The 11,795-nt window shown below is 70.3% G+C and carries 9 protein-coding genes and 1 pseudogene; 4 read left to right on the forward strand and 6 right to left on the reverse strand.

The annotated features are described in order from the left end of the window. The first annotated feature begins 8 nt into the window (after positions 1-8). The 4 genes from rsmG (at position 9) to NF20_RS22515 (ending at position 3,889) form a co-directional block, all read left to right on the forward strand. Positions 9-755 carry a 16S rRNA (guanine(527)-N(7))-methyltransferase RsmG gene (gene rsmG, locus NF20_RS22500; RefSeq protein WP_019733255.1) on the forward strand — a complete coding sequence of 249 codons (747 nt, stop codon included), beginning with the start codon at positions 9-11 and terminating at the stop codon, positions 753-755. After that, entirely contained in the window at positions 752-1,849 is a 1,098-nt protein-coding gene (locus NF20_RS22505; protein WP_224189014.1) for a ParA family protein, read from the forward strand. The genes rsmG and NF20_RS22505 overlap by 4 nt, the downstream gene beginning before the upstream one ends. 35 nt (positions 1,850-1,884) lie before the next feature. Then, positions 1,885-2,871 carry a ParB/RepB/Spo0J family partition protein gene (locus NF20_RS22510; RefSeq protein WP_003874362.1) on the forward strand — a complete coding sequence of 329 codons (987 nt, stop codon included), beginning with the start codon at positions 1,885-1,887 and terminating at the stop codon, positions 2,869-2,871. Positions 2,872-3,136: 265 nt separating this feature from the next. Further along, positions 3,137-3,889, forward strand: coding sequence for a hypothetical protein (locus tag NF20_RS22515; RefSeq protein ID WP_003874361.1), 753 nt, complete (start codon positions 3,137-3,139; stop codon positions 3,887-3,889). Between the two features lie 13 nt (positions 3,890-3,902). Here NF20_RS22515 and NF20_RS22520 read toward each other — a convergent pair whose 3' ends face one another. The 6 genes and pseudogenes from NF20_RS22520 to NF20_RS22545 all read right to left on the reverse strand — a co-directional run bounded on the left by NF20_RS22520 (position 3,903) and on the right by NF20_RS22545 (position 11,776). Further along, the gene (locus NF20_RS22520) at positions 3,903-5,123 is read right to left on the reverse strand and encodes an N-acetylmuramoyl-L-alanine amidase (protein WP_033717515.1); all 1,221 of its coding nucleotides are present in this window, start codon (positions 5,121-5,123) and stop codon (positions 3,903-3,905) included. Positions 5,124-5,256: 133 nt separating this feature from the next. Then, positions 5,257-5,610, reverse strand: coding sequence for a thioredoxin (gene trxA, locus NF20_RS22525; protein ID WP_003874359.1), 354 nt, complete (start codon positions 5,608-5,610; stop codon positions 5,257-5,259). Further along, positions 5,607-6,617, reverse strand: coding sequence for a thioredoxin-disulfide reductase (gene trxB / locus NF20_RS22530; RefSeq protein ID WP_033712217.1), 1,011 nt, complete (start codon positions 6,615-6,617; stop codon positions 5,607-5,609). The genes trxA and trxB overlap by 4 nt, the downstream gene beginning before the upstream one ends. Before the next feature lie 103 nt (positions 6,618-6,720). Then, a complete protein-coding gene (locus NF20_RS22535; RefSeq protein WP_033712220.1) occupies positions 6,721-7,485 on the reverse strand; it encodes a hypothetical protein in 765 nt (254 codons plus the stop codon). 60 nt (positions 7,486-7,545) lie between these two features. After that, on the reverse strand, positions 7,546-8,133 hold the full coding sequence (sigM, locus tag NF20_RS22540; protein ID WP_019734360.1) for an RNA polymerase sigma factor SigM: 588 nt from the start codon (positions 8,131-8,133) through the stop codon (positions 7,546-7,548). Positions 8,134-8,212: 79 nt separating this feature from the next. Beyond that, positions 8,213-11,776 (reverse strand): annotated as a pseudogene (locus NF20_RS22545) (lipid II flippase MurJ). Between the last annotated feature and the right edge of the window lie 19 nt (positions 11,777-11,795).

The raw sequence follows: 11,795 nt of genomic DNA on the forward strand, positions 1-11,795 counted from the left end.
ACTAGGGGATGTTTCACGTGAAACATGTCGGTCCGGTCGAGCCGGCTGCGGGCGGTCCGGAGGTGCCACCCGCCACGGAGCTCGGTGCCGCACCCGAGTCCGCCGCGGCGCTGTTCGGGCCCCGCCTCGCGACCGCGCAGCGGTACGCGGAAGTCCTCGGCACCGCGGGTGTCGAGCGGGGCCTGCTCGGCCCGCGGGAAGTCGACCGCATCTGGGACCGCCACATCCTCAACAGCGCGGCGGTCGCCGAACTCCTGGGCCGCGGTGATCGGATCATCGACATCGGCAGCGGGGCGGGGCTGCCCGGCATCCCGTTGGCCATCGCGCGACCCGATCTCGAGGTGATATTGCTGGAGCCGCTCTTGCGGCGCAGCGAGTTTCTCATTGAGGTGGTGGACGAACTAGGGTTAGCCGTCGAGGTGGTGCGCGGGCGCGCGGAAGAGCGGCCCGTGCGGGACCGGTTCGGGGAGAGGGACGCGGCGGTGTCGCGGGCGGTTGCAGCGTTGGACAAGCTGACGAAGTGGAGTATGCCGTTGCTACGCCACGACGGCCGGATGCTCGCCATCAAGGGGGAGCGGGCGGCGGAGGAAGTTGACCGATACCGGCGTGTGATGACAGCATCGGGCGCCGCTGATGTCAGGGTGGTGACATGTGGCGCGAACTATTTGCGTCCCCCCGCAACCGTAGTTTCAGCGCGACGCGCAAAGCCGCCGCACCCCAAGTCGGCACGGACCGGGAAGGCCGGAACCCGATGACTTCTTCAGGAGATTGGCCGGTGGCTTCTTCGGAGGCGCGGGAGGGCGCGGCGACGCCCGGGCCGGACGCGCCGAGCGCGACGCACACCCCGGCGGCACCCATTGGGCCGGGGGCCCCGTCGGGCACGCCGGGGGCGTCGGCGGTTGAATCCCCGCCGCCGACCGCGACCACGGCGCCGCCGTCATCCGCCGCCGCGCCCGCCCCGCCGCCGGCCAATGTTTCACGTGAAACAGCGGATGAATTCGACACCCCGATCGGCGCGGCGGCCGAGCGCGCGATGCGGATCCTGCACACCACCTATCCGCCGCTGCGCCGGCCCAAGCATCGCCGCGTCTTCACCGTCGCGAACCAGAAGGGCGGCGTGGGCAAGACGACGACCGCCGTCAACCTCGCCGCCGCGCTCGCCCTGCAGGGACTCAAGACCCTCGTCATCGACCTTGACCCGCAGGGCAACGCCAGCACCGCGCTCGGGATCACGGATCGGCAGTCGGGTACGCCGTCGTCCTACGAGGTCCTGCTCGGCGAGGTGTCGGTGCACGACGCGTTGCGGCAGAGCCCGCACAACGAGCGACTGTTCTGCATCCCGGCGACCATCGACCTGGCCGGCGCCGAGATCGAGTTGGTGAGCATGGTGGCGCGGGAGAACCGGCTGCGGACCGCGCTGGCCGATCTGGACAACCTCGACTTCGACTGCGTCTTCATCGACTGCCCACCGTCGCTGGGGCTGCTGACCATCAACGCGCTCGTCGCCGCCCCGGAGGTGATGATCCCGATCCAGTGCGAGTACTACGCCCTCGAGGGCGTGTCGCAGCTGATGCGCAACATCGAGATGGTGAAGGCGCACCTCAACCCGCAGCTCGAAGTGAGCACCGTGGTGCTGACCATGTACGACGGCCGCACCAAGCTCGCGGACCAGGTGGCCGAAGAGGTGCGCCGCTACTTCGGCAGCAAGGTGCTGCGGACGGTGATCCCGCGCAGCGTCAAGGTGTCCGAGGCGCCCGGCTACAGCATGACCATCATCGACTACGACCCCGGGTCGCGCGGGGCGATGAGCTATCTCGATGCGAGCCGCGAACTCGCCGAGCGTGATTGACCACCACCCGTGAAGGCATCCGTGAAGGGACGACCATGACGCAGCCGTTACGTAAGAAGGGCGGCCTCGGCCGGGGCCTGGCTTCGCTGATTCCCACCGGCCCCGCCGAGGGCGACGCCGGCCCGGCGACGCTGGGTCCGCGGATGGGCGACGCCGCCGCGGACGTCTTGATCGGGGGACCGGCGCCGCAGGAGGCGTCGCCCGTGGGTGCGGTCTACCGCGAGATCTCGCCGGCCGACATCGAACGCAACCCCCGACAGCCGCGGCAGGTCTTCGACGAGGAGGCGCTCGCCGAACTGGTGCACTCCATCCGCGAGTTCGGCCTTTTGCAGCCGATCGTGGTGCGGGCCATCAAGGAGTCGGCCAGCGGCGCCCGCTACCAGATCGTGATGGGGGAGCGGCGCTGGCGTGCGGCCCAGGAGGCCGGGCTGGCCACCATTCCCGCCATCGTGCGCGAGACGGGTGACGACAACCTGCTGCGCGACGCGTTGTTGGAGAACATCCACCGGGTGCAGTTGAACCCCTTGGAAGAGGCGGCCGCCTACCAACAGCTGCTCGACGAATTCGGCGTCACCCACGACGAACTCGCCGCCCGCATCGGCCGCTCCCGGCCGCTGATCACCAACATGATCCGGTTGCTCAAGCTGCCGATCGCGGTGCAGCGGCGGGTGGCCGCCGGGGTGCTGTCCGCCGGTCACGCCCGGGCGCTGCTGTCGCTGGAAGCCGGCCCCGAGGCGCAGGAGGAGCTCGCCACCCGGATCGTCGCCGAGGGTCTGTCGGTGCGCGCCACCGAGGAGGCGGTCACCCTGGCCAACCGGGCCGGCACGACGACTCCGACGCCGCCGCGGCGCAAGCCGATCCAGATGCCCGGCCTGCAAGACGTTGCTGACCGGCTCTCCACGGCCTTCGACACGCGGGTCACGGTCAGTCTGGGCAAACGCAAGGGCAAGATCGTGGTCGAGTTCGGGTCCGTGGACGATCTACAGCGAATCATCGACGTGATGGCCCCGCCGAAGCCGTGACCTAGGACCCAGTGTAATTACGTCACTGTGACGCCGCGACCGGTGCGGGCCCGAATCCGCCCGGCCGGTGCCGGGTGACTCGGCGAAATCGCATGTGCACCAACAAATTTCGAAATCCGACAGGGGCTGATCCGTCCCGGGCGGCGGTCCGCCGGCGCCGGGCCGGGCGGCCGGGCCAAAGCTAGCCCGATCATCGCCACCTCTCCTATCCTGGAGGGGTTGCCGGTGCAGATCGCTGCAGTACCGCACAGGAGCCAGGAGGCTAGTGTCCGCCCGAATCACGCCGCTGCGGCTCGAGGCCTTCGAGCAGCTTCCCAAACACGCCCGCCGGTGCGTCTTCTGGGAGGTCGATCCCGCCGTCCTCGGTAACCACGACCACCTCGCCGACGCCGAGTTCGAAAAGGAAGCGTGGCTGTCGATGGTGATGCTGGAGTGGGGGTGCTGCGGTCAGGTGGCGACGGCGATCCCCGACGAGCGAAGCCAGGCCGAGCCGCCGTGTCTGGGCTATGTGTTCTATGCCCCGCCGCGAGCGGTGCCGCGGGCCCAACGTTTTCCGACCGGACCGGTGTCCGCGGACGCGGTGCTGTTGACGTCCATGGGAATCGAACCCGGGCCGGCCGCCGACGACCTGCCGCACGCCTTGCTCGCCCGGGTGATCGACGAACTGGTCCGTCGCGGGGTGCGCGCCCTCGAGGCGTTCGGCCGCACCCCGGCCGCGTCGGAGCTACAGGATCCGCGCCTGGTGGGTCCCGATCTGCGTCCGGTGTTGGAGGCTGTCGGTGATTGCTCGGTGGACCACTGCGTGATGGACGCGGAGTTCCTCAAAGACGCGGGATTCGTTGTGGTAGCGCCACATACGTACTTCCCGCGGTTACGGCTCGAGCTCGACAAGGGTCTCGGGTGGAAGGCCGAAGTCGAGGCGGCGCTGGAGCGTCTGCTGGAGAGCGCCCGCCTCGAGCAGCCGGTCGGGGCCGCGTCCACGCCGGCGAACGCATTGAAAACCGCCCCGCCCGACTAGCGGCCGGTGCGGTTCAGGATCCGCCCATCTGGCTGGTGCGCTCCACCGACAATTCGTGGGCCAGTAACTCGGCGAAAGTGAATGTGCCTGTGGGACGGTCCTTTTTGCCCAACAGGTAGAGCCGCTTGACCGCGGCGAGGATTCCCTCGGCGATCGCATCGCGGGTCTGGGTGGACACCAGCATCGCGCGGTCGTGCGGGTTGGTGACGTAGCCGACGTCGACCTGAACCGTGGGCATGCGGGTCAGCCGCAGCAGATCCCACGTCCGGCCGTGCGTTCGGCAGTCCCGTAAACCGGTGCGGGCCACCACTTCTCGTTGGATGAAGTCGGCGAGGTTGCGCCCGATGGTGGATACCGAGCCGTGCGAGTTGCCGAAGTGAAAGGATGCCACCCCGTTGGCGGCGGGGCTTTTTTGAGCTTCGCAGCGCAGGCTGATCATCAGGTCGGCGCCGACATTGTTGGCGGTGGCCGCGCGTTCGGCATCCAGCGGGCTGCGGTTGACCGGCCGCGACAGGAAGGTCTCCATGCCGATCGCGGTCATCCGGCCCTCGAGCCGGCTTGCCAAGTCCCACAACACATCTGCTTCGCTGATCGGGCCGGACGGGCCCTGCATGATCATGCCGTGGTCGGCGCCGCCGCGGCCCGGGTCGATGATGATTCGCTTGCCGGACAGTTTGGGACCCGATCGGCGGACCAGCTCCTCCTCGCGCAGCGCGTGCGGCGATCCGCCGGTGACCCGCGAACTCAGAAAGTACAACGAGCGCAACGTTTCCGGGCCGCAGATGCCGTCGGCGGACAACCCGTACTCGCGCTGATACGACATCAAAGCGTTGTGGGTCTGCAACCCGAAGTAGCCGTCGACCAGGCCGGTGTAGAAACCGAGATCCTGCAGCCGGGCCTGCAGCGTCGCGACGTCGTCGCCGTAAAGCGGCGCGCCGAATTGGTGATACAGCGTACGGGCGCCGAGCCGGTAGGACGCCTCCTTGAGCGCCCGGTAGGTCGCTTCCCCGACGATGCCGTCCACCAGCAGGCCGCGATGCTGTTGAAAGGCGCGGACGGCCTGGTCGAGCTCGGCGTCGAAGAGTTCCAGGGCCACGTGCCGGCCGGTGCTGAGATCCTCATCGGCGCTGGCCAGCAGCCCTAACGAGGCGAGCGTGGCCCGGATCTCGGTCACAGCAGCGCTGCGGTCACCACAGCGCAGCGCGTCGCCGTATTCGCGGCGCGGACTCGACATACCAAGGGCCCTCCGGGACAAACTGACTGGCTCGCATAGCGGCAACAGCTAACCGTATTGTCGCAGACGCTTCGTGAATTCGGGAAAACCCCAGGCCATCCGCGGGGCGTGGTGCGACGAAATGAAAAGAAGATCAGCCGAGGTTGGGAACCGCGTCGGAAAGCTCACGCAGCAGCGCCGCCTTGCCCTTGGCGCCGACGATCCGCTTCACGGGCTGGCCGTCCTTGAACAGGATCAGGGTGGGAATGGAGACCACCTGGAAGTTTTGGGCGGTTTCCGGGTTGGCGTCGACGTCGAGCTTGGCGACGGTGAGGTGATCGCCGCGCTCGCTGGCGATTTCCTCGAGCACCGGCGCAACCATCTTGCAAGGACCACACCATGTCGCCCAAAAGTCAACCAGCACAGGCTTATTGCTGGCCAACACATCGGTGGAAAACGATGCGTCGGAGACTTCTATTGTGGCGCTGGCCTTTTCGGCGTCGGTCATTGCGGTGCTCCAATCAATGTGTCGGTACTGCCCGGGAATTCGGTGGCATCGCCTTGCGCGGCCGCACTGGACTCGGCATGTTCGGCGAGCCAGCGTTCGGCGTCGATAGCCGCCGCGCAACCGCTGCCGGCGGCGGTGACGGCCTGACGGTAGGTGCGGTCCACCAGGTCCCCGGCGGCGAACACCCCCGGAATCGAGGTGGCCGTGGTGCGGCCCTGCACCAACACATAGCCGTCGGGGTCGGTGTCCAGCACGTCGCGCACCAGCTCCGAACGCGGGTCGTGACCGATCGCCACGAACACCCCGGTGACCGCCAAAGTCGACGTCTCGCCGGTGACCGTGTCGCGCAACCGCAAACCCGTTACCGTCTCCGAGCCCTCCACCGCCTCGACCGCCTTGTTGGTCACGATGGTGATCTTGTCGTTGGCGCGCGCCCGCTCCAGCATGATCCGCGACGCCCGGAACTCCTCGCGGCGGTGCACCAGCGTGACGCTGCGGGCGAACCGCGTCAAGAACGTGGCCTCCTCCATCGCCGAATCCCCGCCCCCGATGACCGCGATGTCCTGGTCCTTGAAGAAGAACCCGTCGCACGTCGCACACGAACTGACACCGCGCCCCAGCAGGTCCTGCTCGCCGGGCACACCGAGATACCGCGCGGCGGCGCCCATGGCCAGGATCACCGCCCGCGCCCGCACCGTCTCACCCTCGGCCGTCGTCACCGACTTGACCGGACCGGCCAGCGAGACCGACTCGACGTCTTCCATCCGCAGATCGGCGCCGAACCGCAGCGCCTGCTCACGCATCTGATCCATCAACTCCGGGCCCGTGATCCCGTCGCGGAAACCGGGGTAGTTCTCCACCTCGGTGGTGGTCATCAACGCCCCGCCGAACGAGGTCCCCTCGAACACCACCGGCGCCAGCTGCGCCCGCGCCGTGTACAACGCGGCGGTGTAGCCCGCGGGACCCGAACCAATGATGATCACGTCGTGGACAGTGTTGGCGGTCATGAAAACCTTTCGAGCGATGGTCTCTGGATCGGTATAAACGCCAGGGTAGGGATGGCTGTTCCCCGCTGTCGCGAACAACACGGCCGGCACCCCTTGCACCACATTAGGGGCGGGGCACTTCGGTGTTGGCCAACAGCCCGGTGTCGGCGGCGCTGCAGTTCGGCGAGACCGCGTAGACGGTCAGGACGTGCGGGCTGTCGCCGGGGATCACCAGGACCACGCCGGGGCGGGCGTTGATGGCGACCGGACGCGCCCCCAGCACCGGCGTGGACGCCGGGTAGCCCAGGCCGGTCAGGCACGACGCGCGCCGGGCCGGGTCGCTGAGCGGCCCGAAGTCGGGGCTGCGGTCGAGCAGGCCGAGGATCTCGGCGCGCGAGAGCGGGATCTGCATCGGCGGCGTCGACACCGTGATGTGCTCGATGTCGGTAGGGGTGCTGGGGGCGGGTGCGGGCGTGCGCAGCAACGCCACGGTGCCGACGCCGATCGCGGCCAGCGCCGCGCCCAACCCGGCGACCGCGGCGATGGCGCGGGCCGGGCGCAGCGGCGGGCGGGCCGAATGAGCGGCCCGCGGGGTGGCCCCGACGGGTTCGGCGGAGCGCAGCGCCGCGGCGACGCGGGCGGTGACCTGCGGGGGAGGGTCGGGTGGCGAGGCCGGATCGGCGCCGAGGGCGGCGACCTCGCGGCGAACCCGGTTCAACGCGTCGAGCACATCGGCGGCGCGCGGGTCGGCGCGGACTCGTCGGCGGACCCGGGCGGCGGCCGCGTCGTCGAGCACGCCGGCCTGCAGGTCGGCCAGAAGCTCGGCGGTCAGCGGAGGGTCGGATTCCGCGTTGCGGTGATCCGCCGCGTCGTTGCCCGCTGTAGCCATCGGACCCAGTGTCCGTCATGGCCGCAGCGATCGCCACGGACGGCCAGTGCGGGGCCGCCGTCAGGCCTGGCCGGCGGCGCCCTCGGCAGCGGCGTGGGCCCCGGCATCGAGATAGCCCAGCAGTTCGGCGAGCCGCACCCGGGCGCGGGCGCACCGGCTCTTGACGGTGCCCTCGGCAACACCGAGCAGCCGCGCGGTGTCGGCCACCGAATAGCCCTGCATGTCGACGGCGACGATCGCCGCGCGTTGTTCGACCGGCAGCCGCATCAGGGCGCGCTGTACCGCCAGCGTCGTCTCCACCTGGGCCGTGCGATCGGCGACCGGATAGATGTCTTCCAGCGGGACCGTCGGGTGGGCCTTGGTGCGGCGCAGCCGGTCCAGGCAGGCGTTCACCACGATGCGGTGCAGCCAGCTGCCGACGGCCGCGTCATGCCGGAACGCGCCCGCGCCGCGGTGTGCCGAGAGCATGGCGTCCTGCAGCGCGTCTTCGGCGTCCTCGGGGCTGCGCGTCGTAAGCCGGGCCAGCCGGTGCAGGTGGCGCTGATGCCGGCCGAACAGCTCGCCGAAGGCGTACCGGTCGCCGGCCACGTGGGCTGCCAGCAGCTCGGCGTCGCTGCGGTCACCGTTGCCGTCTCTTCCGAAGCCCACGGCCGGACAGTAACCAATCGGGTATCCCGCGGCACTTCACTCGCCGGCGCTCATGTGAGTGCTTGCGACGGGCCGGGATTCAGGACGCGGCCTGGACCGTGATCTCGGAAAATCCGGCCTGGCTCTTGCCGTTGGTGGTGCCCAGCGTCGAGATCCACACCAGCAGATTCGACGTCGGCGAACCGGCCCGCACCGGGATGACGTTGTGGCCCGGCTTGAGGGTGAAGGCCGGGGCCAGCACGGTCGTGTCGTTGAGGCCGGCCGGTGTCGGGGACGACGCCGCCCGGATCTCCACCTTGGTCCCGGTGCTGGGCGTGTCGATGCTGACCTGGCCGACCACGGTCGGGCTGGGCAGCTGCAGGATCAGGCCCTCGCCCTGTTTGAAACTGGGGAACGGCACGGCGTCGGTGTAGACCTCGGTCGCCCAGGCGGTGGAGGGATCGCCGTCGATCGCCTGGCCGGCGGTGCCCGGGTTGTCGGCGTCGCCGTCGGGGGAGAAGACGCTGGCCCGGGTGGGTTTGACGACGCTGCCGGCGGCCGCGGACGTGGTGGTCTGCGGCGCCGACGTGGACGACGAGGGCCCATTGAGGCCCAGCTCGTCCTTGTTGAGGCCGCCGCCGACGTTGCCGAAGATCTTGCTCACGATCGACGCCAGCACCAGCAGCGCCGCGACGAGGACGGCCAGGCCGGCGCCCACCCCGATGAGCACGTTGCGCCGCCGCCGCGCGAAGGTCGCAGGATCGTTCCCGGGCGAGATGAGCGCCGTCGACGGCGAGGGCGAATCGTCGATCGGCCCGAGCACCTCGGTGCGGTCGGCGACCGCGGTGGCCTGCTGAAGCAGGTTCAAAAGCGTTGAGGCACTGCGGATTCCGCCGTCATCCTGGACCGCCCGGACGGCGACCGCGGAGATCTGGAAGGGAATGTCGCGGTCGATGGCCATCGGTTCGACGGGGTTGCCCGAGGAGTCGCGTTCGGCCGGTGCGAGCCCGCTGCGCACCCCGCTCTCGGCCAGCGGCCACCGATTGACCAGCAGCGCATACAGCGCGGCCCCGATGCCGCGGATGTCGTCCTGCGGGTTGGCGTCGGGCATGGTCGCCGGGTAGGCCAGCACCACGTCGCCTTCGATGCTGACCCGCACCCGGCTCGGGTGATCGATCGACAGGGCGACGCCGGCGCGGTGCGCCGCGTCGGCGGCGGCGGCCAGCGACTGCATGGCCCGTACGGCGCCCACCGGTGACGGCGCGGTGTCGGCGACCTCCTGCAGCGATCCGCCGCGGATCCACTCGGAGACCACCAGGCCGCCGGAGCCGGTGTGCACCACGTCGAGCACCCGGGCGATGCCGGGCTTGTCGATGCGGCTGAGCCGCAGCGTGCGGGACAGGATCTCCTGCAGCACCTCGTCGGGCAGGGCGCGGTCGGGATCGACGAAGGTCAGCGCGACCTGCCGGTCCAGGGCGGTGTCGAGGGCCTGCCAGAACTGCAGCGGCGGGGCGCCGCCGTGGAACACCAGCAACCGGTACCGGCCGCCGGCGATGCGGGCGCCGGGGACCAGGTGGACGTCGTCGGTCGACGAGTCGGCGGCGCGCTCGCGGGCACGTCGAACGGGCCGCGGCGGGTCCCGGCGTCGCCGTTTTTCTGGTCGGCGGCCGCGGGTCGGCCTTGCGGGGCGGTCGGGCTGGTCGGCGGGAATGTCGGGCTGGAAGTCGTCGGCGACCGGCCGCGGAGCACCCGACCCTGTGCCGGGCCCGGCGCTGGATGCGGCGCTCTCCATCGGGCGGTCGGTCACCTCCGGTCCTTTCACTAGCCGGGCTCGGTTTGCCCGCTCCGGAGGCCTGCGCCGGATCGGCTCCTGGACCGCATTTACCCCAGGCGGGGACGAATTCCTCTGCTCAGGGTACGTGACCGGGCGCCGGTGAGACGATCGATCCGGCGCAGCGGGTTTGCGGGGCCGCGGTCCCCGGCCCGTGATGCGGAAGCGGACGGCGTCCAGGGCGGCCCGGGCTTCGGGAACCTGCGCGCGCAGCATCACCGCGGCCGTGATCGGCACCATGATGAGCGCCAGCACCAGCAGGCGCAGCAGCGAGCCGGCGCCGCCGCCGTGCGCCGTCAGCGCGCCCAGCCCCAGCAGCCGGTCGGCCACGTGCGCGACCAGTCCGGCCAGCATGGCGGCGGTCAGCGTGACCAGGATGGTGCGCACCTCGCCGACCCCGATCAGATGGCCGCCGCCCGGCAGCAGCGTGCGGCGCAGCAGGACGTAGCCGATGACCGCGCCGGCCAGGAAGCCGACGCCGTTGGCCAGACCGAGGAAGCCGGCCACCAGCTTGGGGTCGCCGGTGAGGTGCGGCGCCAGCACCGAACCGAGGATCTTGACCGCCGTGATGACCAGGATGATCACGATCGGGGTCCAGGGCTGTTCGCGGGCGTAGAACACCCGCAGCTGCAGCAGCACCAGGCCGTAGGGGATCAGGGTGAACGCGGATAGGGCGATCGCGGCGCCCAGGTAGCCGGCGTCGACGTCGCCGAAGTGGCCGTAGGCGAACAGCGCGCTGCCCATCGCGGGGCCGCCGACGGTCATGAACGCCACGATCGGGATCAGCGTGATCAGGGTCAGCCGGGTGGCCAGCGACAGGTCGGCCAGCACGGCCCGGGTGTCGTCGGCGGCGGCGTTGCGGCTCAGCCGCGGCATCACCACGGTCAGCACCGTCACGCCGATCATGCCGAACGGCAGCATCAGCACCAGCCAGGTGTAGTTGTAGATCGCCGGGCCGGAAGCGGCTGCGGTGCTGGCGATCTGGTTTCCGACCACCAGGCCGAGCTGGCTGATCAGCACGTAGAGCACCATGGCGGCGGCCATGGTGCCGAATCGCTTGAGCCGCTGGTCGATTCCCCACAGTGGACGCAGGTCCACGTGCTGGCGGCGCAGCGCCACCACCAGCACCCCGGTCTGGGCGAACACGCCCAGCGTGGTGCCGACCGCCAGCACCAGCAGCTTGGCGTTGCCCATCCGCACCGGATCCACCGACAGCTCGCCGGGCACCAGCGCGTACACCGCCAGGGTGGCGAGGGCGACGACGTTGTTGACCACCGGCGCCCACGCTGTCGGCCCAAACACGTTGCGGGTGTTCAGGATTGCCATGAACACCGAAGTGAGCCCGTAGGCCAGCACCTGGGGCAGCAGCAGGTAGGCGAAGGCGACGGTGAGCGGCTCGTTGACCTGCGGGGTGCGGCCCAGCATCAGCCGTACCAGCAGCGGGGCGGCCGCCACCGACAGCGCCGTCGCGACGATCAGCAGCGCGGTCGTCAGCGTGACCAGGCGCCGCACGAACGCCGCGCCGCCGTCGGGGTCGCTCTGCTCGGCGCGGGCCAGCACCGGCACGAAGATCGCGGTGAACGTCGCCTCCAACACCAGGGCCGCCACCAGGTTGGGCAGCTGATTGGCCACCGAGAACGCGCTGGATAGCGCCGCGCCCAGGATCGCGGCCAGCAGCACCACCCGGGCGAAGCCGGTAAGACGGCTGACCAACGTCGCGAACGCCATCGCCCACGACCGCGACACCAGCGCCGAGTCCGACAGCTCCGGGCGGCGCCGGTCGATTCCGGCGGGGACGGGCGGCAGCGGCCCGGTCGGCGGGGAGCCCGGCATGCGGGGACGCCGCGGCGGC

The organism is Mycobacterium sp. MAC_080597_8934 (assembly GCF_000523975.1).
GTDB classification, from domain to species: Bacteria; Actinomycetota; Actinomycetes; order Mycobacteriales; family Mycobacteriaceae; genus Mycobacterium; species Mycobacterium avium.